This window comes from Sphingobacterium multivorum (assembly GCF_900457465.1).
GTDB classification, from domain to species: Bacteria; Bacteroidota; Bacteroidia; order Sphingobacteriales; family Sphingobacteriaceae; genus Sphingobacterium; species Sphingobacterium multivorum.
Genome location: NZ_UAUU01000009.1, coordinates 380,042 through 404,280, shown reverse-complemented (window position 1 = coordinate 404,280; position 24,239 = coordinate 380,042). Strand labels below are relative to the sequence as shown.

Below are 24,239 nucleotides of genomic sequence, written 5' to 3'. Positions count from 1 at the left end.
CGACAATTTTACGTATCGGCAGATGATCAATAGCTGTGGTATGTTCCTCTTATAAAAGATAGATGAATAATATGTTTATCTTAAGGGGGTAGAAATGGTTGCGAGTCGAATCGATGATGTTAAAATGTAATAAAAGTGACGAATGTCATGGAGATTTTAAATATATTTCTATTAAATTGCTAGGAGTAATTTGTTCCAATTAAAAATAAAGCATAGACAATATTTTTAAAATTTGATAGAAATATTTTTTTTATGTTTGTAATTAAGCAAAATTAGTCAGTCGTGAAGTTAAAGCAAGTTGATAAAATTTCGGGCATTCAATCAGAGGACTTCTTAAAGAATTATCTGAAACCAGGTTTTCCTGTAATTATATCAGATTTTATCAGTGCAGAAAGTCCAGCATGGAAGAAATGGAGTTATGATTACTTTAAGGAAATCGCAGGAGATATAAAAATAGATGTCTATGGAAAAGAGGAGGAATCAATGGACCGTGCTGCCAGTGCTCCTGTTGGCCATATGACATTTGCAGAGTATTTGGATCTGATCACAAAAGAACCTACTGAGTTACGGTTGTTTTTGTTCAATCTGCTCAAAATACGTCCTGAACTGAAAAACGATGTTATTTATAATGATGTCACGGGAGGTAAGGTCTTGCAATGGTTGCCATTTATGTTCTTTGGTGGAGAGGGGTCAAGTACCCGTAATCATTTCGATATCGATATGTCACACGTATTTATCTCTCAATTTCAAGGATTAAAACGTATTTGGCTTTTTCCGAATGATCAATCTGATTTGATGTACAAATTGCCCTACAATTTTCATAGTATTGCCAACCCAAAATATAGTAGTGAAGAGGAATATCCCGGGATTAAGTACCTAGAAGGTTATGAAGCGGTCATTCATCCTGGCGAAACCTTATATATGCCAGCAGGCTGGTGGCATTACATTCAATATGAGACAGAGGGCTATTCGATTTCTGTTAGGGCATTAGCAAATTCGATCAGTGAAAAGTTGAAGGGGGCGCGTAATCTGTTTATCACGAGACATTTTGACAATACCATGCGAAAGATCTTCAAAGACCATTGGTTCCACTACAAAATCAAAACGGCGAAACGCCGAGCCAATAATGCAATCAAAAGAAACAAACGTTAAAATAGAAAGGGGAATGTAAATTCCCCTTTTGTTTTTAAATACAATTTATGTACCACTGATGTACCGCATTTAGTTTTATCTCTCCTAATTAAAAAGCCTTTGTTGTACTTATTCTTCTGCATCAGCCCATTTACTCGCTTCCCGGTAGAATAGTGTATAAGGGTCGCTTGGATAAACTACCGTGTCCGGATTATGTCGAAATGGAATAGCCGGATTAAAGATTTCCTGAAGAGTATCCCGCAAGAATTCGACAAAATTCTCTTTCTGGAAAGCAAGGAATTCATCGGTCAATACCCCTTCTTTACCACTGAATAATGTGCCCTCTTCCCGCATTTTACGCGCAACATAGAGATGGGGTTCAAGTTGTTTTCTTCCTGTCTTCTGTTCGAATACATAGGCATAAAATAGGGTTTGGACCATCGCCTTATTTTCGGTGTTTGGCGCAAATACCTGATCAATTCCTTTAAACATGATCGAATCACCACCTGTTTTGTAATCGACAATTCTACTGATAATACGATCGTCGTGTGTTACGACCTCGTCTACCCGGTCAATAATACCGTAAAGTGTGACCTGTTGTTCTTCTCCATTGATCTGAATAGGAAAGGGCAGTACATAATCGTTGTCGTTCTCGAGTTCAATAATCCGAAATGCTTTGTAGTTGTTGATGTCATATTCGAGATACATCTTGACATACTCGCCGGCAATTTTCAGCATGATCCGCTGCAAGCTGTTTAAATCATTTGTTGCCTTTAATTCGATCTGATATTGCAGGCCTATTTCACGGATCACCTGTGCCTCTACCTTGTCGAACTGCTTCTGCAAGACACTTGTGGGCGTAAAGTCCTGTTGTCCTTTGAACGGTAGGAATATCTTCTCCATCACATTGTGGATGACAGTTCCCAGTTTATTCATCTCAAATTCCTGAGAGATGGAAGGGGGCTCTTTAATGCCGGCAATATGTTTTAGAAAAAATTGCAACGGGGACTGCAGATAAGTCGTCAGTGCCGTTGCAGATATCCGTTTCTGGTTGACGATAAAGTTCTGGTACATCTTTTCCCAAACCTCGCCACGCTTCTCAATAACAATTTCTTGGGCTTTATCCGCAAATTGAATGGTCTGTTGCTGAATTTTTCGGTCAAATCTAAATTTACTTTCAAACTCCAGCTGTTTGATAAAGCGACTTTCTTCGCCAGTAGAACTTTCGTCAACCAAGCCATTGTAGAAAATATGTATTCCTTCACTGTATTGAAAATGGCGATAAAATAAATAGGCCGACAAGGCATCCTGATTTTCTAATATGGGAAGCCCATAAGCACTTCTTAGGCTGTTAGGAATAAAAGTAGGTGAATTTGACGTTTTGGGTAGAATGCCTTCATTTGCTCCTAGAATATAGACGTTGTCAAAATTTAAACAACGACTTTCCAAGAGCCCCATTATCTGAATACCTTCTAGGGGATCACCTTCTATGGCCGAATTTATTGGGGCGATGGCTTTTTTAATCAAGCCGATTTGGAAGCTGATACTTAATGGAGCAACAGTTTCAAAGCCCAATAGCAGCTGATTCAATGTTTTCTTTGTTTCAATCAGGAGGTTGTTGTCAATTTGGCGGATACGCTCCTGAGAAGAAATACTGTGCAGCAGATCATCAACGAGCAGGATGAGCGAGGGTATCAAATAGGCTGAATTGTCAATCGGTACAAAAAATTGAGGCAAAGAGCTTTTGATATGAAGTTCCTCCAATGCGATCTCAAAGAGCTGTTTATCGGCAATCTCCTTCTGAATCTGAAGTTTGTCGGCTAAAGAAACCATACTGAGCGGATGGTTGATGAAGGTTTCTATTATCTGATAAGGAATCTTCCGTTTCTTGAACTGGGATATCTCCAAATGGACTTCCAGCCATAGGTCTAGTATTCCGTAAATAGGAGACTGTGTCAAGGGATATCCTGTTGTGATATTGGGTTTGACCTCGGGTAGACTTTGCAGCAAAGGGACAAGTAGGTTTTCATCCGCTAGGAGAATGGCGGATGTTTGTTCCATTTTATTATTGCGTTCGAGAATGTCATACAGCAATTTTGTTTGGCTGATCTTTCCGGTGCTGGCATATAGATTTACGGTTGAGGTCCTATTGCCAATAATATTCGGGCTATCGCCTAAAGCGTTGACCAAACCTGTTTGAAAAATATTACGTCGAATAAAAAGGCCGGCCTCTTGCATCGTGTCTTCGAGGTAATAGGCATCGGCATCAAAGTAGAATAATGCACGGCCTTCATCCTGCCATTGTTTAAATAATTTTGTTTCGGCCTTGTTCAGTGCATTGAAACCGACAAAAAGGATGCGCTGGAAGGAAGATGCAAACTGCTGATGCGTAGCCTTACCTTCAACCAGATCACGGTAGACTGTCGGATAGTTTGTTTGGCCCTCTGTTTTAAGCTTTTCTTTGAATCGATCATATAATACGGGCAGTCTTTTCCAAAGTTGAAGAAAACGTTCTTGTACTCCACTATGCCCCGCAATAGAAAAAGACTGCCAAAATTGACGGATAAACCCTTGCTGCTCTTGTGTGAGATGTTGGAAAGCGATGTCGATTTTGGTATTGTCATAAAGTTCTAAATAAATCTGCTCGATGGGGACGAGGTCGTAATCCAGTTGGCCGAAGTCGCTCAATATAATTTCGGCAATCGGATAAAATTCTTCCAGCGCTTCTGGTAGTTTGCCTTCAGCGACCAATAACTCATTATGAATATTAAACAGGTGGAAAAATTGGGTTAAAGGACTGGCTTCGGTATCGTCGGTCGAAAGCCTAAGAAACTCTTGGATCGTAAAGAACTGTGGCGACCAAATGGCCTGTCCGTACACTTCAGAAAGATGTTTTTTGAGATAGGTAATTGGCCGTTTATTATTAAACACGATGGCTATTTCACTCAGGTCGTTTCCAAAACGCTTTTGAATGTCTGCTGCTACTAATTTTAGAAAGGCTGTTTGCATCGTGCTGTTATTTTACTTCAGTTAATTGATTTGATTTCGCATAGTAGAGATAGGCTTTAACGTTGCTGTAGCCCAGGTTCTCCAAATTCTTTTTATAATTGTCGACTTGATATTTGTGTCCGATATAATCTGTCTGTGTGAATTTAAAATCCAGTACAATTGTTTCCTCTTTGGAAGTGAAGACTTTATCAGGACGAATGGTCTCTCCTTTGGCGGTAATGATGCTCGCTTCGTTCCAGATTTTATAGTTTCCTGTGAGCCATTTATTGATCATGGGGTGCTGCCAGATCTGATTGATTTCCTGCATGAGAAAAGGCTCTTCTTCCTTGGAGAGGATGCCTTCCTGAATCAGCTGGCGTACCAGTTTGTGGATATCTTCTTCCTTTGAAATTTGGGCCATAATATCGTGGGCCAATATGCCGTACTGCGCGGCTTTCTCCAGCATCATAATATCGTTGATGTTGCGCGTACTGGATTTTTCTAAGGCCATTTCCAATTCTTTGGAAATGGGATAATGGCGAAGGGAAATAATATTGTTTTTTTGAGCCTGACTTTTTTTTCGTTCGATTATCTGATCGATATATATGCCTCTTTCTTCCAGTGTAAACGGGGATGTTGAAGTCTCTAAGACCTGATAGAGTACATCGCTGATATATTCATCTTTGATATCATAACCAGTAATTTCGCCCGTCTTCTTGTCAACAGATTCTTTGAAGGAAGGTGCCGTAATATAGAGGTGTTCAACAGCACGTGTTGTTGCTACATACAATGTATTGAGGGCATCCATGTAGTTGAACAGCATCTCTTCAAAATATTGCTTGAAAAATACTGATTTGCCGACCGTGGAAGTATATTTTATTGGAATTTTTCCCAATTGGGCAAAAGGGGTATCTGATGTCTCGATCCAAAAAATCGCCATTAATCATGCCGTCAAGATCCCACGAACAGAATGGAATCATCACAACATCATAAGCCAGGCCTTTTGATTTGTGGATTGTCGTTACTTCGATCGCATCAATTTCTCCGTTGGAAGGGAGCACAGCTCGATTGCCATCCTCTTCCCAAAATTCCAGGAACTGTATAATGCCACGTTCGCCATTGGTGGAGAAAGCTGAGATCATATCCTTGAAAGCTAGGAGGTAGGGGAGGTGGATATTGTCTTTGGTTGTAAAACCGTAGATTTCAATAAGTTTCTCAATTAAATGGACTAAAGGCTGCTTCTGTGCCATTTCCCAGGAGTCAATCAGCGCCTCAGGGAGATAATCTTTCAGGGTACGGATGTCATTGCTAGCAAATTTTAACCATGCATTTTGATCGATTGTCTTATTTTGAATATGCTGGTAGAGATAGACCATCTTTGCTTTATGGATGGTATGTTTGTCCGAATTATAGACTAAAGCCTTCAACGTTTCGATCAATAATCCTACAGCATCATTGCTCGCTAGGGATAATGCATCGCCTGATATCACTTCAAATGTAAGCTGTTGCTCTTTTTTGAAATCCATGAGCTTTTGGATCACCAATTTAGCCTGCGCATTACTCCGTACCAGGATACCGATCTGCTGCGCCTGATAACGACCGCTGCCGATCCAGTCGCCTATTTTTTGACATAGCTGCAGGAGCGATTCTTCAACAACCTGATTTCTTCGATAGCGTCCATCAGTGACAGGAATGTAGGAGATTTCAATAGATCCTAACTGGTCAAGTTTTCCTTTTTTATGCTCAGGGACCTCTTGTTGACTGTTTTCATAAGCTTTGACCAACATGTTGTCATTGCCGGCAGAAATCCACCACTGTTTACCTTCTTCATCGAGGTTTTCGGATACTTTTTCATTCAGTACCTGCTGTAGATGTTGGGGAATACTACTAAAGAGGTAGTTGTTTAAATGAATGATATTTGGAAGACTTCTAAAGTTGGTGTCGAGGCTTCCGTTTTCGATAAAGGTTGTTTTGCTATCCTCGTCCAGGTGAAAGGTATGACCAATCTGTTGTTCTACCTGTTGGAGTAAAATTCGCCAATCACCATTTCGCCAGCGATAGATACTTTGTTTGACATCCCCAACAATGAGGTGTTCGCTCACTGTGCCCTTGGCATCGGCCAATGCATTAATCAAAAGCGGACTATAGTTTTTCCACTGAATACGCGAAGTGTCCTGAAATTCGTCAAACAAAAAGTAGTTAAAACGATTGCCAATCTTCTCCCAGATAAATGTTGGATCGCTATTTTCATCCAATCCGAGTTTGTTTAATAGAATTTGTGAGTCAGAGATTAATTGAGCGCCATTGTCCCGTCGCCATTGCGTCAGTAAGTCGCTCATTTCCTTGAGCAGGCGTAGATAATAGAGATTATTTTGTACCGCTTGATACGCAATGTAAGCGGATAGATTATCATGTAGCTTCTGGAAAGATGCCAGGATGGGGCTGAGTGCGGCGATAAGATCATAACGTATATTTTTGTCACTATCTGTAAAAGCATCCTCATTATCGATCAATTGGAGGTATTTTTCCAATACTTTGGCGATTTCAGAAGCGCTCAGTTTTTCCGTTTTTTTGTTGGTTTTGCTTGCGGAGATTATTTTGTTGCGCGATTTGCCTTTCAGGTCATTTTCGGAGATGTTAAAATTTTTGAACGTTTCACTAAACGCTTCAATCGTCATGGAGAGCGCTTCGGTAAAGGAGTTTATCTTCTGTTCAACCTCCTGATTCAGGAGATTAAAAACCTCCTTGGGATTAGCAGAGTTGATATAGCCGTCAAATTCCTGGAAGTTTTCAGAGAAAATAAGGCTTGCCAAACTCATTAATTGTTGGCGGTAGTTCCAATTTTCATTTTTTGCTATTTTCTTTTCCGCATACGCTATAATCCAGTCAAGTAAGTCGGGGCGTTCATCCAGCAATTGATTAAGCATGACTGTTAAGTCATTTTTCACTTTATTGACATTCATTTCAATCTTATAAGCTGCATCAAGATTGAGTTCATAAGTAAATGCACGAATGACTTTTTGGGAAAAACCATCAATTGTACTTATGGTAAAATGACTATAGTCATGTAGGATACGACGGTAGACACGGTAAGCTTTCTCTTGTATTAGATGCGGGTTCCAATCTGGCTGTTGCTCGAGAAGAAGCTTTCTGAAATCTTCAATTTTAGGGCTACGATCGCCTGTTGCCAAGCCATGGAGTACCGAAAGGATACGTTCCTTCATCTCAGCGGTTGCCTTATTGGTAAATGTGACCGCCAAAATCTCCTTATAGCTATTCTCGTTGGATAGTAGGAGTGTGAGATAGTGTAAAGTTAAGCTAAAGGTTTTTCCTGAACCGGCCGAAGCTTTGAGTATTTTTAATGGCGCAACAGATTTCATAGAATGAAGGTAGAAAGTAAAAAGTGAATTGGCAAAAATGTCAGTGACTATTTCGAAGGGAAAGTACACAAACGGTTCATCCTGTTTACATTTGGTAAAATAGCTTTTTTTTGAAAGTGTCTTATTTTATTGGCTAGAAAAAACTTTCAGTTTGCTATCATTGCTGTTGGTATCTGCGAAGTCACGAAAGTTTTGAAGAAAAGGGCTATTTTGTACACTGATTTTTTGAAAGACTTGTTTCACCTACAGTATGGTAAGAGCAAAATCTTAACGTGCGTAGGACGTGTTTAACCTGAAAGTGGTTACTGAAAGAAGCTAACCCTGTCGTTTTCAGTGAAGTTTTATTAAATTATAACGCTGATTAAAAAAAAATAACTATCTTTGCATCCCCTCTAGTATGAAGCTCGGGGGATATGTTGAATACATAAAATAAAATTAAAAAATGGCAACTAAAATCAGATTGCAAAGACACGGTAAAAAAGGACGTCCTTTTTACCACGTAGTCGTAGCGGATTCTCGCGCTCCACGTGACGGTAAATTCATCGAACGTATTGGTTCTTACAACCCAAACACAAATCCAGCAACTATCGTTTTGGATTTTGAAAAAGCTTTGGATTGGATGAATAAAGGTGCTCAACCAACTGACACTGCTCGTGCTATCCTTTCTTACAAAGGTGTTCTTTACAAAAAACACTTGCAAGGTGGTGTGAAAAAAGGTGCTTTTGATGAAGCTGCTGCTGAAGCTAAATTTACAGCTTGGACTGACGCTCAAGAAGCTAGAATCTCTGGTAAAAAAGATGGTTTAGCACAAACTAAAGCTGAAGCTAAAAAAGCTGCTTTAGTGGCTGAAGCTAAGAAAAAAGAAGAAAAAGCTGCTGCTGTTGCTGCTAAAAATGCTCCTGTAGCAGAAGAAACTGCTGCTGAAGAGACTGAAGCTCCTGCATCAGAAGAAACTGAAGGTTAATTCTTTCATAAAGTATTCGAGAAAGCCGACTCAATCTTGAGCCGGCTTTTTTTGAAACAGCCAATAGGCTAATCGTTTGCCAAATCATGTCTCACAGCTAATCGCCAAATAAGAAAAATATGACTATTGATCAATGCTTTTACATCGGTTACATCAGTAAAACAAGAGGTCTTAAAGGAGAAGTACAACTGTTTTTTGAATTCGAAGAATACGAGAGTTTGGATATCGATGTTGTCTTTGTGGAAGTGAACAAAAAGCTTGTTCCTTATTTTGTTGATGCCATTAAATTTCAAAAAAATAGCACTGCTTATGTAACATTTGAGGATGTGGATCATATCGATAAGGCTCAGGTACTCGTTCGTAAAAAGCTATATCTTTCCAATGATAAAATGCCCGAGCGCGACCCGGATGATTTTAGATATACTGATTTAATCGGATTTTTAGTGATCGATGAAAACCATGGCGAACTGGGGCAAATAACAGATGTTCAGGAATTCCCACAACAATTTGTCGCCACAGTAGATATGGATGGCAAAGAACTGATGTTTCCGCTGTCCGACGATTTGATCTTAGGAATTGATGGCGAAGAGGAGATCATTGAAGTTGAATTGCCTGAGGGATTGGTCGATCTGTATAAGGAATAGGCATATCCCCAAGCTTATTCAATTGAATATCCTATACTTACTATTGCAGTAATTTCTTATCTTGGTCCTTATACTATTGGCCATAATTATTAATTGATTTTGAAACCGTTATTACTGCTGTTATTCACACTCTCATTGTCTTCGTGTACTTTCTTTGGGAAGAAAAAGGAGTTTCCTGAAGGTAACTACCAAATGATATTGGGCTATCCAAATGATGAGTATCATAAATTAAAAAGAGAATCTCCCCAAAATGTGGAGGCAGATACCTATGGTAATGATCCTATTCTATACCGATCCTTTCTTTCGCTTCATGATAAGGACCAGTTTGTCATGGCGATTGATGATATCTTACTCTTTGGTAAGTACAAATTTGACGGTGATAGATTAGAATTGACGGATGAGAAAAAAGGTAGTGTCGCTTTGGATATTGTTAAAATAAAAAAAGATTTTGTTCAGCTGAGAGGTGATTTTGGACAGTTTAGCTCAGCACGTATACCCACTAGTGAAAGACTTTATATCAACTTTGTGTTAGATAAAACCCTTATCCGGGAAACGCCCAGTAAATTTGATAGCCAAGTGAATTTATGGCGAAATGCTCCGGAAAAATCAGAAAGTGAAAAGGAGATAAAAGCGAGGGCCTTGAATTTCGTAGATTATTCTATCGCTTATTTCCAACACATATCAAGCTCTGGCACCCATCACGATTATCGAATGGATGGTGTCGAATCACCAATTATTTATGCCGAGAATGGCATTGTGCTCAAGGCATGGGCAGATGTTCCTGATTCTTGGAAGGAATTATTTTACAACGAAAAAGAGGCATTAGTCGCCTATCACTATTTATTTGACGGATTTAAATATGGATCGAAAGAAGAGTACCATGTTCGGGGACTCTTATTGATCACATTTTATCTCAAAAATTTACGGAATTCTTTGGCAGCTAATCTTTAGCCAATGTTCTTGTGGCATAGTCAATCTCTTCGCTGTCTATGATCCTCGATCGTTAATTCTACTGGTTTTTCTAGGTCTTTAACTCTTGGTAGGGCGAAGAATCCTGTCGTTGCATGGACACAAAGCTAAAGTGACGTTGAAACATCGTTTATTGAAGTCTTTTTGCTGCTATTTTTGCCTTTTCGAAAAAATATTTTTGTCTTTTGATTTTTTAAAACGATATTAGCAACGCTTATAGAGAAAGGCCGAGGGAATAGACCCGTTGAAGCCTTAGCAACCTGTATTGTTCAAGGTGCTAAATTCTACCCTACTCCATGTGGGAAAGATAAGTTACATGTAGATAAACGATTCCTCGACGTGTGCGTTTCGATGTAAGCCAACCAAACTAAAAACAGTTTTTTAATGAAGATTATCGATCATATCCAGAATGCCAAAGGAAAAACATTGTTTTCTTTTGAGCTATTGCCACCGGCGAAAGGGCAGGGCATCCAAAGTATTTTTAAAACCATGGATGAACTGATGGAGTTTAAACCTCCTTTTATCGACGTCACCTACCATCGGGAAGATTATATCTATAAAGAGCATGCGAGTGGATTACTGGAACGTGTTTCCTATCGTAAACGTCCTGGGACAGTGGCGATATGTGCGGCCATCATGAATAAATATAAAGTGGATGCGGTGCCACATTTGATATGTGGGGGTTTTACAAAAGAGGAAACTGAAAATGCATTGATCGATTTGAACTTCCTGGGGATAGATAACGTTTTGGTGTTGCGGGGTGATGCACGTAAGGGCGATGCCGATTTTATACCAACCGATGGTGGACATGCTTTTGCAACAGACCTATTGGAACAGGTAACCGATATGAATAAAGGAAAGTATCTGCATGAAGACATTATCACGTCGGAAAAGACTGATTTTTGCATCGGAGTAGCCGGGTATCCCGAAAAGCATTTTGAATCTCCAAATTTCAATACTGATTTTAAATATCTGAAACAAAAAGTCGATATGGGAGCAGAGTTTATTGTGACTCAGATGTTCTTTAATGTTGAAAAATACAAGGAATTTGTAACAAAATGTAGGGACAATGGAATCCATGTGCCCATTATTCCGGGATTAAAACCACTGACAACAAAAAAGCAATTGGTGACCTTGCCAAGAATTTTTCATTTAGATATTCCAGAGGAACTGAGTGACGCTGTCGCGGCATGTAAAACGAATGCCGACGTCAGACAGGTAGGTGAAGAGTGGTTGGTACAACAGTGTCAGGAGCTGATTAAATTTGGCGCTCCGGTATTACATTTTTATACGATGAGTAATCCTGGTCCAACAAAGAAGATTGTTGAAAAACTAGCCTAACTCATAAAATGATAAAAAAGGGAGCAGATAAGCTCCCTTTTTTATGATAATATTCATTGTGAAAGCCTGAAATAGGTTGAAAGTCTCGGCAGCGTGGTTTAGGTCGATCTCTATATTCAGTGTTGAATAGCCTGTTTACAGTCAGGTACTGGTGTTAAATAGTGTTAATTCGTGTGTCGGAGTCAGGATAACTTTTTAACTTAAAGTGCTAAAAAGGATTTTAACAATAGACCAATTGACCTTATGACGTACAATAGATTAAATTCTCTACTCGGTTTTGCTTGCGGACTAATTGCCACCTGTGTATATATCGCTACAGTTGAAAAGACGGTAAGCTGGTGGGATTGCGGTGAATTTATAGCCTGTGCCTATAAATTGGAGGTGGCACATCAACCGGGAGCACCATTGTTTCTTCTTATTCAGAATATATTTTCTAATCTCGCTTTAGGGAATAAGGGGCAGATCGCCTATTGGATGAATATAGGTTCTGCAGTTTGCAGTGGAATTACTGTTACCTTTTTATTTTGGACAATAACCGCCATTGCTAAAAAGCTACTCAACAAAGACAAACAAGCTTCTTTGTCAACCTACCTGCAGATCTTCGGCGCAGGAGTTGTCGGTGCAATGGCATTTAGTTTCAGCGATTCATTTTGGTATTCGGCAGTAGAATCTGAAGTTTATGCAATGTCTTCCTTATGTACAGCAGTTGTATTTTGGGCAATTTTAAAGTGGGAAGTCCGTGCAGATGAAGACGGTAGCGATCGTTGGCTGGTTTTTATTGCTTTTGTTATGGGGCTTTCGATCGGAGTGCATCTATTAAATCTTTTAGCAATCCCGGCTATCGCGATGGTTGTTTATTTCCGAAGAGCGAGACAGGTTAATGCGAAAGGGACAATAAAAGCTTTCCTCGTCGGAGTGCTGATCTTGGGGGCCGTTTTGTGGGGAATTATTCAATGGTTAGTCGGTCTAGCGGCTAAAGTGGATCTCGTATTTGTGAACTCATTGGGAATGGGATTTGGTACCGGAATTTTTTTCTCGTGCCTATTATTGGGGGGATTGATAATTTACGGTCTATATTATTCCTATAAAAAGCAGAAATATACACTCAATACAGCCTTGCTGGTTCTTTGTTTTGTTTTATTTGGATACAGTTCCTACACCATGGTCATGATCCGAGGGAAAGCAAATCCATCCTTGAACAATAATGCGCCGGATAATGTATTTTCTTTTTTAGGATATTTGAGCCGTGAACAATATATACGGGAACCGTTACTCAAAGGACCTTATTATGACTCGCAAGTGGTTGGCGTCGATAGTAAGACGAGCTATCGGAAAGATAAGTCGGAGTATGTTCCCTTCACACAGGTAGACAAATATCAATTTGATAAGGAAACCTTTTTCCCGCGTATCTATAGCCAAGATGGAAGCCATCAAGCTTATTACAGAAGTTACCTCAATTTGAAAGAAGGGCAACAGCCAACGTTTTCCGATAATTTTAAGTTCTTTTTTAATTTTCAACTGGGAGATATGTATACCCGATATTTCTTATGGAATTTTGTGGGTAGACAGAATGACAGGCAAGGATATGGGACCTATAGTGACGGCAACTGGTTGTCGGGGATCAGACCATTGGATAATTGGCGTTTAGGGGGGCAAGATAAAATATCTCGATCGCAGGAGCATGACCCGAGCCGGAACACTTATTTTTTTCTTCCACTGCTACTCGGAATAGCTGGTGCGATCTGGTTGTACCGAAACAATAAACCTTATACCTTGGTACTGACCTTGCTGTTTGTGTTTACGGGGGTAGCGATCGTAGTTTATCTCAACCAAACTCCTATGCAACCCCGGGAACGAGATTATGCTTACGTGGGGTCTTTCTATGCTTTTGCGATCTGGATTGGGCTGGGAGTAATAGCATTTGTTCGGTTTTTCAACCGTTTTGTACAAACACGTTACGCTTTAGCGACAGGTATTTCTTTTGCGCTGTTGGGAGGCCCTATTATTTTGGCTCATCAAAACTGGGATGATCATAATCGGTCCGAAAAATCGTTGGCAAGGGATATGGCACGCAATTATTTGGAATCCTGTGCTCCAAATGCTATTCTATTTACCTATGGCGATCATGATACATTTCCTGTATGGTATTTGCAAGAAGTAGAGGGCGTACGTCCGGATGTTCGGGTTGTCGTGTTAAGCTATCTCACAGGCGATTGGTATATGCAACAGGCCAAACAACCCACGTATCAAGCGGCAGGGCTCCCCGTGACGATTCCCGCTGAAAAGACGAAAAAAGGCGTTCGTGATTATATCCCTTTCGTAGATAGACAACTTGACAATGCGGTAGATATACAGCAGTTATTGCAGTTTGTCACATCGGATGATCCGGAGTATAAAGTTCAGCTGAATTCCGGTGATATGGAAAACTATTTCCCTTCCAAGAAAGTCCAATTGCGCATTGATAAAGACGAGGTGGTTAAGAAAAATGCGGTTCCGGCGTATTTTCAGGGAGCTATAGTTTCTGCAATGGAATGGGAAATTCCGAATGATCATCTGACCAGGTCGGATTTAACCCTGTTATCCGTGCTTGAAAATAATCATTGGGACAGACCGATATATTTTTCGAATATGCTGCCAAGTGATATTAAGTTGGGACTGGATAAATACCTGGTCAATGAGGGCTTTACTTCTCGATTGATGCCTGTCACTGCTACAGATCAGTCGACAGGAAAACGAAGTGAGCAGGGTGGGCTAGTTAATATGGAGGCGTTATATAGCAATATTATGCATACGTATCATTGGGGTAATGTTAAAAATGCACAATACTTGGATACAGATTCGTTCCGCTTTGCAAGCATGTACGCCCGTGATATATTTGGAAAAGCTGCCCGAATGCTTTTAGCCAATGGCCAGGTCAAACAAGCTGGGGAGGTGGCAAAAAAAGCATACGATCAATTGCCCGATCGCGTATATGCGATGTCGGACGCCATCAATTATGCCGATATTATCGATAGTCTGTATCGCTCGGGGCAACCTCAGCTGGCCAACAGGATGATGGACCGTAACCTTGACTATGTCGCTGAAAATATGGAATACCTACATCAATTGGTAATGGATAAGAAAAACCTGAGCTTTGAGTGGAATGATATTCAGACCGGCTTGGACTCTGTAGACCGGTATAAGGCTATTTTATTGGAAGCAAAGGATACCAAACGATTGGCACGTGTTGAGCAGTTGAGGCAGCAATATCAAAATTGGTACGGCGTAGAATAATTTTGATGATGAACTGAACCAAATTACCAGGCACGCCTAATGGGGCATTGGATTAACGTATTTGAGATAAGAAACCAGATGAGGCCTCTTCTAAAATATTGGAAGAGGCCTCGATACATATAGGATAGGGAATGAGCCGAGTTATTAAAATTTCATGCCGACTCCAAAGCCGAGCAGGAAGGGGTTGATGTCAACTTTTGCCGGTATGGATAGGTTGGGGGCGAGGTTTGACGCATCCACATTGACATCGGTCTTTAAAAGAATATACTTAGCATCTAAATTCACGAAATATTTTTCAGATAGCTTAAAATCAATTCCCAGTTGAGTCGCAAAGCCGAAAGCATTATCATATTTTACATTTTTAACCGTTTGCCCCGCATTGACGCTATAGAATATGGTGTAATTTATTCCCGCTCCTACATAGGGTTTAATGGCACCGTCGGGGAGGAAGTGATATTGCGCTGTCAGTGTGGGAGGGAGGAGCCATACACTCCCAAGATCCACATTGCTGGATGGACTGCCACCAATGGCAGTTAAATTTGAACCTGTTGTATTAACTTTATGTTTTGTAGTCCCAAGGATCAATTCCGCCGCAATGTTTTTTGTGAAGAAATAGGTGAAGTCAAGTTCAGGGATAAATTTCGTATTGATGTCGACGTCTCCGCCTATGGTATTAATCTTGGCCGATTCGTTTGGCATGACTGTCACACCTCTGAGTCTCATTTGCCAGCGTTGATTAGGGATTGTTTGTGCCTGTAAACTTAGTGCGCCTAGGGTAAGTGTTAGTGCAATTAAAAGTAGCTTTTTCATATCATTAAGGGTATTTTGTTTGCTGTAAAACTATTGCTAAAATCAGGGCAAAAGAGTGACGATAATCAGGTTGAAAAATGAATGATACGATGTTTTTCCTATTGCAGATGATGTACCTTTATAAATTACTGTTGTAAAAAATAGGAAAGTATGGGTAGGTGTAAATCCGCTGTAATAGTTTTTCAAGCCACATTGGGATAATAGGGCTATTACACGCATTTGTCTCGCCTGAGGACGAGCAAACGTTATGAAAGTATGTCATTCGCGCAACTGCGGATTGTGCACCAGAATAACTGCTAGGAGAGTTGGGGGCAAGTGGGGGACTGGAGTCTCGTTTAGCAGGGCTAATGGGGATACAAATCCGGTATGTCAATGCATATTGAATGGAATAGGAACGCTCCTAAAATAGAACAGGTCGGAATGAATCCGACCTGTTCTATTTTAGAAGTTACGGTTTTACGCATTTTTCTTCACTTCCTTACCCCAGGAGTCTTTTAATGTAACCGTACGGTTAAAGACTAGATGGTCTGGCGTTGACTGTGTGTCTAATGTAAAATAACCCAATCGTATAAATTGATATCCCTTTCCAGGCGTAGCGTTAGCCAGATCCGGTTCAATGTAAGCACGTTGGATAATATGTAAACTTTCAGGGTTGATCGATGCTTTAAAATCTTCTGCAGCGGCAGGATTTTCATCATTGAACAATCTGTCGTACAATCTTACTTCGGCTTCTTTCGCATGTGGAACCGAGATCCAATGGATTGTTCCTTTAACTTTTAATCCTGAAGTATCTTCTCCTGATTTTGAGTTTGGAACATAGGTACAATGAACTTCCGTCACGTTTCCGTTTTCATCTTTCACAAAATCATGACAGGTAACGATGTAAGCATGTTTCAAACGTACGGAAAGCCCAGGGCCCAAGCGGAAGAATTTTTTTGGTGCATCTTCCATAAAATCATCGCGCTCTATCCAGAGCTCTTTTGAAAATGGAATGGAGCGTGAACCTTCACCGCCTTCGACTTCAGGGTTATTCTCACCAATAAGATCCTCTACCTGACCATCAGGATAGTTTGTGATCACCAATTTGATTGGATCAAGGACAGCCATTCTGCGCCATGCCGTTTTGTTGAGATCCTCACGGATACAGAATTCCAAAAGACTGACATCGATCATGTTTTCACGTTTTTGAACACCGATTTTTTCACAGAAGTTGCGGATACTCGCCGGTGTATACCCCCTTCTGCGCAATCCTGAGATCGTAGGCATGCGCGGGTCGTCCCAGCTTTCAACAAACTTATCATTGACCAGTTGCAGTAATTTACGTTTACTCATGACAGTATAGGTCATATTCAAGCGTGCAAATTCGTATTGTTTGGAAGGGAAAATCTCCAATTTATCTATACACCAATCATAAAGTGGGCGATGTGGAATAAATTCCAATGTACAGATGGAGTGTGTAATTTTCTCAATGGAGTCTGATTGGCCATGTGCAAAATCATACATCGGATAGATACACCATTGATTCCCCGTTCTGTGGTGATGAGCGTGCTTGATGCGGTATAATAAAGGGTCGCGCAAGTGCATATTTGGGCTAGCCAAATCAATCCTTGCCCGAAGTACTTTTTCGCCATCTTGGTATTTACCGGCGCGCATATCTGCGAATAAGGTCAAATTTTCTTCAATAGACCTGTCGCGATATGGTGTCGGAACACCGGGTTCTGTTGGGGTACCTTTTGCTGCTGCAATTTCTTCAGCAGTGCTGTCGTCCACATAAGCTAGACCTTTTTTTATTAGCTCAACGGCATAACGATATAGTGTCTCAAAATAATCTGAAGTATATAATTCCTCTGCCCACTGGAATCCAAGCCATTGAATATCTTTCTTGATGCTTTCAACATACTCGGTATCCTCAGTGACAGGGTTAGTGTCATCAAAACGTAGATTAGTCTTGCCATTATACTGCTGTGCTAATCCAAAATTCAAGCAGATGGATTTGGCGTGACCAATGTGGAGGTAACCATTTGGCTCAGGAGGAAAACGTGTCAATACACGTCCGCCATGCTTTCCTGTTCGAAGATCCTCTTCGACAATTTCCTCGATAAAATTTAATGATTTTTCTTCACTCATAATACAAAGTTAATTATTCGTAGCGAGATATTAGCTAGGAGATCGTAGATATTCGCCTTAGTATGAGTGATTGAATGTGCTGGCTGTATCGGTAAGAATGGGAAGACGTAATAAGGTTTGGACCCACAATAAAAAAGAAGCTGTCTCAAATTTATTGAGGCAGCTTTTTTTATTAAATATGGCTATGCGATAGATTTGTGAGTTGTTTGTTGATTATTTCACAGAACTGTTCATTTGGGAAGAAAAAAGAACAAAAAGTAGCTTTTTAAGCTGCTTTTTTCCTTAGATTTTGCGCTATAGCCAATAAACCCCATTCTATGGACACTTTTTCCTTACCGCGGAGCATAAATCTTCGGAACCCGTGGTTCTGTTTTATGTTTCCAAAGACTGGTTCGACATCGTGACATCGCTGTTTTCTTTTGGCTATACCGACATCGCTGTTAAGCAATCCGTATGCTCTATCTTTATAAGCCTCAAGCTGTTCATTTATCTGGATGATTCTATTGCCCTGTGATTTGTGGCAAGTACCGTTCAATGGGCAGTTTGTGCAGTTTTTTGCCTGATATCTTTTTATTTTTTGCTCGAAACCTGTGGAGGTCTTTTGTGTAAATAGACCTATGCAGTTCATTTCCTGTCCCATTGGACAGATATAGCAATCTTTTGCAGGGTTATAATGTAGTTTATCAACGGAGAATGGCTTCTTGCCCGAATAACTCTTTTTCTGCTCCTTGTCAAACATACCATATTTCACATAGGCCCCAATGTTTTTCCCTTCTAGTAACGCATAGTTCTCCTGGCTGCCATAGCCAGCATCTGCGGTAATGGTTTTCAGTATTTCCCCAAAGCTCGCCTCATGTTGTGCCAGATGACCGGGTAGCGTTGTGGTATCTGTGGGGGTGGGATGTATGGTGTAATTGACGATGTATTGATTGGAAGTAGATATCTGAATGTTATAACCTGGTTTGAGCTGGCCATTTTTCATATGATCCTCTTTCATGCGCATAAAAGTAGCATCGGGATCTGTCTTGCTATAACTATTTCTATCTCCAAGCGTTACTTCCTGCTCTTCATATTGAACAATCTTGGCCGGGTAGTTTTTAGTCGCATAGCGCAACTTTGCCCTCATCTTCTTGCTTACCGAAGGTTTATCGGACAAGACCCGGTTCAGGTTATCGACCGTAGCCTGAACTTTTTCGCGGTCAATTGTTGTCAGATCGGGAGGTTCCGGAAGGTTGTCCTCTGCTTTGGCGATACTTTGGGCGTATTCCCAAATATCTTTTAAGGCAGCTTTCATCTTCTCCTTATTGGTCTGGATAGCTTTTTTCCAGACAAAGGTGTATTTGTTAGCATTGGCTTCAATCTTGGTGCCATCGGTGTAAACATCTTCTATACTCAGCAGACCTTCTTCGGATAGGAGTTTGACAACTTCTTCAAATACACTACGAAGTGCTTCTTTCAAACGAACGCCTCGAAATCTGTTGATGGTATTGTGATCGGGATAGCTCATGCCGCTCAGCCACATGAAATTGATGTTCTCCCGGCACGCCGTTTCCAATTTGCGACTGCTGTAGACATTGCTTACGTAGCCAAACACCAAAACTTTCAACAACATCTGCGGATGATAACTGGAGCAGCCTTTTATCTTATAAGCGTCCAATAGGGACTGGATGTTGATCCGGTTGATTACATCGTTAACGATACGTACCGGATGACCTTTGGACACCAGTTCGTCCAAAGTTGGAGGAATGGCCATGATCTGGTCCTGATAGTAAGGCTTAAAAGTAGCTCTTTGAGATGGCATATATCCTTTTTGTTTACACTATAAATATATGAAAATCAAACCGTTAAAACAAATAATAAACCTTAGATAATGCAAAAAAAGAGACTGCCTTTTTGAGACAGCCTCTTTTTACCGATTTTTATTACTACGCTATTTATAAGCGAAGACTTCACCTAGCTCGTCATTATTGGTAAACGTACAGTGTTGATCGATCAATTCTCCAGTGCCGATATTGATAATCATGCCATGCACGGCAAGATCATCACGCTCTTTCCATGCATTTTGAATGATTGACGTCGCGCACAGATTGAAAACTTGCTCTTGTACATTGAGCTCGATTAAACGATCTACTTTTTTATCATGCTCTTGGATCGCATCAATCTCTGCACTGTGTAAGCGATATACATCTTTGATATGACCCAACCAGTTGTCAATAATACCGTACTGCTTGCGGCTTAAAGAGGCTGCTACACCACCACAGCCATAGTGACCTGCGATAATGACATGTTTTACTTTCAAAACATTGACCGCATAGTCTAAGACGGAAAGCATACTCATATCGGAGTGAATGACCATGTTGGCAATATTACGATGAACGAATACCTCTCCAGGCTTTGTACCTGTCAATTCATTTGCAGGTACTCGGCTATCGGCACAACCGATCCAAAGAATTTCTGGATTTTGACCTTTAGAAAGCTGTTGGAACCGCCCTGTAGCATCATTCTTTACAAACTCCATCCACTCTTTATTTCCCTTAATGATATTGTCAAATCCTATTTTTAAATCTTTATTTTCCATATTCTTCTTATTTCACTCTTGCCCGAAGGCATCGTTTCAATTTTATTATAATAATACAAATGTCTAAATTCATTGTTTACTTCAAACAACTTATTTTTATTGAATAGCTGTTCTTGCTATTCAATAACCGTCTCCCCCCCATTTCAATCCAGCTTGCTAGCCGACCAATGGAAGGGAATGGCCTACGAGATACGTCAAAGGTCCGTATCCTATGAAGGTTTCTTATAGACCACCTGCAAAAGTTCGATGTCTTTGCCTTTACTTCTGGCATTCTGTTCAAAATCTTTGATGACTTCGATGACATCCTTGTCTATAAATTTACTGAATGTCCCATCGATTCGGATCTTACTGATCGATTTTGGTAAGCTGTACAATTTTTGTTGGATAGGAACCTTGTTCAAAAATGATACTTCCTCCGCTAATGTAATGACAGCCTTATCTTCTTCATTGTCTTTTTCAATATTATATTTAAAAGCATTTTTCATATTGGCTCTTAAGATATAGAATGTCGCCACGACAATACCTATCCCTACCCCCATAAGGAGATCGGTAAACACAATCGCTACAATGGTGACAAAAAATGGGATAAATTGATCTAAGCCTTTTTTGTACATTGAGGTGAATAGACTTGGTTTAGCCAATTTATATCCTGTATGGAGAAGGATGGCCGCCAGACAGGCCAAAGGAATCATGTTCAGCATTGTTGGGATAGCGAGCATAGCGACCAATAGCCATATACCATGCATGATGGCAGATTGCCTTGTTTTTCCGCCTGCATTGACGTTTGCTGATGAGCGTACAATGACGGAGGTCAACGGCAGACCGCCCAGAAGTCCACTGGTCATATTTCCGATGCCTTGTGCAACAAGTTCGCGGTTGGTTGGCGTATTTCTTTTGTAGGGGTCTATTTTATCAACGGCCTCGATGCTCAATAAAGTCTCTAAACTTGCAATAATTGCAATCGTAAATGCAGCTATCCACACATCTTTGTTGACAATCTGTGTAAAGTCCGGGAGGGTAAATAATCCTGTGAATTCAGCAAAAGAACCGACAATAGGGACTAGTACAAATTGCTTGTCATGCAACTGGAATGCTGAGCCGTTGAAAAGATAAGCTAAACTTACGCCTAGCATCACGACAACCAATGGGGCTGGCACCTTGTTGAGCTTTGGAATAGATGGCCAAAAGATTAGGATCGCCAATGACAAGGCGCAAATGATCAATGCACCAAAGTTGATCGCAGAGGCTATCGTGTCAAAATAGGCACCGATACCATGACCATTGTCCATTTCGAAGGCATGTGTTTCCACTAAGCCCAATGCCAAAGGAATCTGCTTCATGATAATTGTGATACCGATCGCAGCAAGCATACCGACAATGACTGCTGAAGGGAAATAGTTTCCGATCATCCCTGCTTTTAATATACCGAGAATAACTTGTACTACACCGGCAATCACGACGGCAAGTAGAAAGGTTTCATATGCCCCTAGGCTCTGAATAGCACCTAAGACAATAACTGTAAGACCAGCAGCTGGCCCACTTACACTGAGTGGTGATTTACTGATTGAAGCGACAACGATTCCACCAATTACACCAGTCAATAATCCTGCAAACAATGGCGCACCAGAGGCCATTGCAATTCCCAAACATAATGGAAGTGCCACCAAAAACACCACAACACTAGCAGGGAAGTCATATTTTAAGTCTCTTTTCGATAGTTTCAGAAAAGCCGACGTACGAGTTCCAAACATAAAATTTGTGTTTATCTGTAAAAAATTTTCATCAGGCGACCTTTAACTGGCGTTGTATCATGTATACCGTTTGGCGTTCAACAGCATAACAAAGCGTTAGTGCCGAGCCAAATCAACGATAACATCAACAGAGCCAAAGCCGATTACTTCAGAAAAATCAAAGATTACCGCACATACTTTACCTTTAGCATGCGGGTTGACGGGATACATCCCTAGGGATGCCTTTATGAATAGTTAGGAGGCGGTGTTGGAACCGTAGGATGGAAAGGTAAAATGCTTTTCTCATTTTTAAGATAATTCTTCTGTTTTCCTTGGTTCTCAACGAGAATGGTTTCAAATACAATAGGTTCTTCTGTTTTTGTATTGAAAAATTTTGAGGCAGTTTCAAGTGTATCATTACTTGCGCCGTTATTGTTTTCGATTTCCAGTTGTAAAACGACCTGTAAGATGGTACTTTGATCTAAGCTGTTTGAAAAAATAGGCGAAATAGAGATGGCCATCTTTGTGAAAAAGATGATAGCACAAAGGAATGCTGCCACAAATCTAAACTGCTTATTTAACATTTTTTATTACCTTTAATCTTACTGTTTACATCGTAAAAATAGTAATTCTATGTTAAATTCAAATTAATAGTGCACTAAAAATAAAATTTGGCACGAAATTGTGACGAAGAGATTATTTTTTGAAAAGTTTTCAATTTTTATTGATTTATAAATATTAAGCCTTTTGTATGGCAAATAAAGAACAATTTATAGAGAAGGTTCAAGCTTCCTATAATCCCAAAGGAGCGTTTATCTATCTGGGAGCGGGAATGCTTAATGGCGAAATTTTGGCTGAGGCAAAAGTGAATTTAGCCTTGAAAATGATGAACCGTCACGGACTTATTGCAGGGGCTACCGGAACCGGTAAAACACGTACGCTACAATTGATCGCTGAACAATTGTCGGATGCCTCTGTACCAGTATTTATGCTGGATGTTAAAGGTGACCTATCGGGCCTAGCAGTGCCAGGGGTGACCAACCAAGCCCTTATTGATCGGGGAAATGCCGTGGGGGTGCCGTTTGAGCCATCGTCGTTTCCGGTAGAACTGTATTCACTGTCCGGCAATAAGGGGATTCCGATGCGGATTACTGTAGAAGATTTTGGGCCCGTCTTGTTGGGCCGGATACTCGAACTTAATGAAACACAGACCGGCGTATTGGCTGCGATGTTCAAATATGCACAGGATCACCAAATGCCGTTGATTGATTTCTCAGATACGAAGAAACTGCTTACTTACCTTTCTGAAGGACCCGGCAGCGAAGAAATCAAAGGTGATTATGGTAAGATTAGTTCGGCAAGCTCGGGAACCATCCTGCGTAAGATCGTCGCATTGGAACAGCAGGGGCTAGCGCATATCTTTGGTGAGAAAGAATTTGATATTAACGATCTATTTCAGAAGGTAGATGGTAGGGGTGTGATTAGCCTATTGAATATTTCTGACGTGCAAGATCAGCCGGTTCTTTATTCTACATTCTTATTGAGCTTATTGGCACAGCTATTTAAAAATATGCCTGAGGTGGGTGACTTGGACAAACCCAAGTTGGTCTTCTTCTTTGATGAAGCCCACCTGCTGTTCAATGGGGCTCCTAAAGCCTTTTTGACTCAAGTGGATCAAATCATTCGCCTTATCCGTTCGAAGGGGATCGGCGTTTTCTTTTGTACACAGTCTCCAACCGATGTACCTGAATCTGTATTGGCCCAGCTGGGTAACCGTGTGCAACATGCATTGCGTGCCTTTACGCCCAACGATGCTGAAAATTTAAAGAAGACTGTAAAAACCTATCCAAAATCCGATTTTTATGAAATTGATCAGGTCCTGACTTCTTTGGGTACTGGACAGGCATTAATCACAGTATTGAATGATAAAGGTATTCCTACAGAGGTTGTCGCTACACATTTGGTGCCGGCGCGTGCAGTTATGGGACCTGCAGATGATGCAACGGTTAGCCAAATTATCAATCAGTCTGATTTGCGGGCAAAATATCAGGAGCGACAAGAAAATCGCTCTGCGGCTGAAATCATAGACGAAAGAATGCAGGCTGCAGCACAGGAAGAACAACGCGCGGCCCAGGAAAAAGAAGCGGAAAAAGCAAGTCGGCCAAGCTCCAGAAGACAGACACCTCTAGAAGCTGCCCAACGAACGGCAACAACGACCTTAGCAAGAGAGGGAGTTAAGTTTTTGGGCAAACTAGCGACGGGTTTATTAAACGCATTCTTAAAAAAGAAATAATACTAATTTTT

At 40.6% G+C, this 24,239-nt stretch carries 16 protein-coding genes and 1 riboswitch; of the genes, 7 read left to right on the top strand and 9 right to left on the bottom strand.

Features of this window, described 5'->3' with window-relative positions; all coding sequences use genetic code 11:
- Positions 1-282 precede the first annotated feature (282 nt).
- A complete protein-coding gene (locus DTA23_RS13320) occupies positions 283-1,152 on the top strand; it encodes a cupin-like domain-containing protein (protein WP_046673643.1) in 870 nt (289 codons plus the stop codon).
- 108 nt (positions 1,153-1,260) lie between these two features.
- Here DTA23_RS13320 and DTA23_RS13315 read toward each other — a convergent pair whose 3' ends face one another.
- The 3 genes from DTA23_RS13315 to DTA23_RS13305 are packed head-to-tail and all read right to left on the bottom strand — an operon-like array spanning position 1,261 to position 7,499.
- The gene (locus DTA23_RS13315; RefSeq protein ID WP_112375030.1) at positions 1,261-4,140 is read right to left on the bottom strand and encodes a PD-(D/E)XK nuclease family protein; all 2,880 of its coding nucleotides are present in this window, start codon (positions 4,138-4,140) and stop codon (positions 1,261-1,263) included.
- A gap of 7 nt (positions 4,141-4,147) precedes the next feature.
- Positions 4,148-4,942, bottom strand: coding sequence for a hypothetical protein (locus DTA23_RS13310; RefSeq protein ID WP_146753075.1), 795 nt, complete (start codon positions 4,940-4,942; stop codon positions 4,148-4,150).
- Between the two features lie 4 nt (positions 4,943-4,946).
- Positions 4,947-7,499, bottom strand: coding sequence for a UvrD-helicase domain-containing protein (locus tag DTA23_RS13305; protein WP_112375028.1), 2,553 nt, complete (start codon positions 7,497-7,499; stop codon positions 4,947-4,949).
- A gap of 442 nt (positions 7,500-7,941) precedes the next feature.
- Here DTA23_RS13305 and DTA23_RS13300 point away from each other — a divergent pair, with 442 nt between their 5' ends.
- The 5 genes from DTA23_RS13300 to DTA23_RS13280 all read left to right on the top strand — a co-directional run bounded on the left by DTA23_RS13300 (position 7,942) and on the right by DTA23_RS13280 (position 14,690).
- On the top strand, positions 7,942-8,463 hold the full coding sequence (locus tag DTA23_RS13300; RefSeq protein WP_070570321.1) for a 30S ribosomal protein S16: 522 nt from the start codon (positions 7,942-7,944) through the stop codon (positions 8,461-8,463).
- Positions 8,464-8,582: 119 nt separating this feature from the next.
- Positions 8,583-9,107, top strand: a complete 525-nt coding sequence (rimM, locus tag DTA23_RS13295) for a ribosome maturation factor RimM (RefSeq protein ID WP_046673647.1) — start codon at positions 8,583-8,585, stop codon at positions 9,105-9,107.
- Between the two features lie 99 nt (positions 9,108-9,206).
- Positions 9,207-10,058: a hypothetical protein gene (locus DTA23_RS13290; RefSeq protein ID WP_146753074.1), complete on the top strand. Its 852-nt coding sequence runs from the start codon at positions 9,207-9,209 to the stop codon at positions 10,056-10,058.
- A 229-nt stretch (positions 10,059-10,287) separates the two neighbouring features.
- Positions 10,288-10,390: riboswitch (SAM riboswitch) on the top strand.
- Between the two features lie 70 nt (positions 10,391-10,460).
- The gene (locus DTA23_RS13285; RefSeq protein WP_046673648.1) at positions 10,461-11,417 is read left to right on the top strand and encodes a methylenetetrahydrofolate reductase; all 957 of its coding nucleotides are present in this window, start codon (positions 10,461-10,463) and stop codon (positions 11,415-11,417) included.
- 243 nt (positions 11,418-11,660) lie between these two features.
- Positions 11,661-14,690, top strand: a complete 3,030-nt coding sequence (locus tag DTA23_RS13280) for a glycosyltransferase family 117 protein (RefSeq protein ID WP_070570319.1) — start codon at positions 11,661-11,663, stop codon at positions 14,688-14,690.
- Positions 14,691-14,834: 144 nt separating this feature from the next.
- On the opposite strand, the gene DTA23_RS13275 is transcribed toward DTA23_RS13280, so the two are convergent.
- The 6 genes from DTA23_RS13275 to DTA23_RS13250 form a co-directional block, all read right to left on the bottom strand.
- On the bottom strand, positions 14,835-15,500 hold the full coding sequence (locus tag DTA23_RS13275) for an OmpW/AlkL family protein (RefSeq protein ID WP_070570317.1): 666 nt from the start codon (positions 15,498-15,500) through the stop codon (positions 14,835-14,837).
- A 456-nt stretch (positions 15,501-15,956) separates the two neighbouring features.
- On the bottom strand, positions 15,957-17,627 hold the full coding sequence (locus tag DTA23_RS13270; protein ID WP_172462415.1) for a glutamine--tRNA ligase/YqeY domain fusion protein: 1,671 nt from the start codon (positions 17,625-17,627) through the stop codon (positions 15,957-15,959).
- 265 nt (positions 17,628-17,892) lie between these two features.
- Positions 17,893-19,428: an IS1182 family transposase gene (locus tag DTA23_RS13265; protein ID WP_112375026.1), complete on the bottom strand. Its 1,536-nt coding sequence runs from the start codon at positions 19,426-19,428 to the stop codon at positions 17,893-17,895.
- Between the two features lie 129 nt (positions 19,429-19,557).
- Positions 19,558-20,205, bottom strand: a complete 648-nt coding sequence (locus DTA23_RS13260) for a carbonic anhydrase (RefSeq protein WP_046673652.1) — start codon at positions 20,203-20,205, stop codon at positions 19,558-19,560.
- A 209-nt stretch (positions 20,206-20,414) separates the two neighbouring features.
- Positions 20,415-21,956 carry a SulP family inorganic anion transporter gene (locus DTA23_RS13255; protein ID WP_046673653.1) on the bottom strand — a complete coding sequence of 514 codons (1,542 nt, stop codon included), beginning with the start codon at positions 21,954-21,956 and terminating at the stop codon, positions 20,415-20,417.
- 224 nt (positions 21,957-22,180) lie between these two features.
- A complete protein-coding gene (locus DTA23_RS13250; RefSeq protein ID WP_239468770.1) occupies positions 22,181-22,519 on the bottom strand; it encodes a hypothetical protein in 339 nt (112 codons plus the stop codon).
- 167 nt (positions 22,520-22,686) lie between these two features.
- On the opposite strand from DTA23_RS13250, the gene DTA23_RS13245 reads away from it, so the two are divergent.
- Positions 22,687-24,228, top strand: coding sequence for a helicase HerA-like domain-containing protein (locus DTA23_RS13245; RefSeq protein WP_046673654.1), 1,542 nt, complete (start codon positions 22,687-22,689; stop codon positions 24,226-24,228).
- The last annotated feature ends 11 nt before the right edge of the window (positions 24,229-24,239 follow it).

What these genes read in the sequence shown, in the direction of transcription:
- DTA23_RS13265 (WP_112375026.1), bottom strand. Translation starts at nt 19,428, where the DNA reads ATGCCATCTCAAAGAGCTACTTTTAAGCCTTACTATCAGGACCAGATC.
- DTA23_RS13310 (WP_146753075.1), bottom strand. Translation starts at nt 4,942, where the DNA reads ATGCTGTTCAACTACATGGATGCCCTCAATACATTGTATGTAGCAACA.
- DTA23_RS13250 (WP_239468770.1), bottom strand. Translation starts at nt 22,519, where the DNA reads ATGTTAAATAAGCAGTTTAGATTTGTGGCAGCATTCCTTTGTGCTATC.
- DTA23_RS13305 (WP_112375028.1), bottom strand. Translation starts at nt 7,499, where the DNA reads ATGAAATCTGTTGCGCCATTAAAAATACTCAAAGCTTCGGCCGGTTCA.
- DTA23_RS13275 (WP_070570317.1), bottom strand. Translation starts at nt 15,500, where the DNA reads ATGAAAAAGCTACTTTTAATTGCACTAACACTTACCCTAGGCGCACTA.
- rimM (WP_046673647.1), top strand. Translation starts at nt 8,583, where the DNA reads ATGACTATTGATCAATGCTTTTACATCGGTTACATCAGTAAAACAAGA.
- DTA23_RS13260 (WP_046673652.1), bottom strand. Translation starts at nt 20,205, where the DNA reads ATGGAAAATAAAGATTTAAAAATAGGATTTGACAATATCATTAAGGGA.
- DTA23_RS13300 (WP_070570321.1), top strand. Translation starts at nt 7,942, where the DNA reads ATGGCAACTAAAATCAGATTGCAAAGACACGGTAAAAAAGGACGTCCT.
- DTA23_RS13255 (WP_046673653.1), bottom strand. Translation starts at nt 21,956, where the DNA reads ATGTTTGGAACTCGTACGTCGGCTTTTCTGAAACTATCGAAAAGAGAC.
- DTA23_RS13245 (WP_046673654.1), top strand. Translation starts at nt 22,687, where the DNA reads ATGGCAAATAAAGAACAATTTATAGAGAAGGTTCAAGCTTCCTATAAT.
- DTA23_RS13285 (WP_046673648.1), top strand. Translation starts at nt 10,461, where the DNA reads ATGAAGATTATCGATCATATCCAGAATGCCAAAGGAAAAACATTGTTT.
- DTA23_RS13280 (WP_070570319.1), top strand. Translation starts at nt 11,661, where the DNA reads ATGACGTACAATAGATTAAATTCTCTACTCGGTTTTGCTTGCGGACTA.
- DTA23_RS13315 (WP_112375030.1), bottom strand. Translation starts at nt 4,140, where the DNA reads ATGCAAACAGCCTTTCTAAAATTAGTAGCAGCAGACATTCAAAAGCGT.
- DTA23_RS13270 (WP_172462415.1), bottom strand. Translation starts at nt 17,627, where the DNA reads ATGAGTGAAGAAAAATCATTAAATTTTATCGAGGAAATTGTCGAAGAG.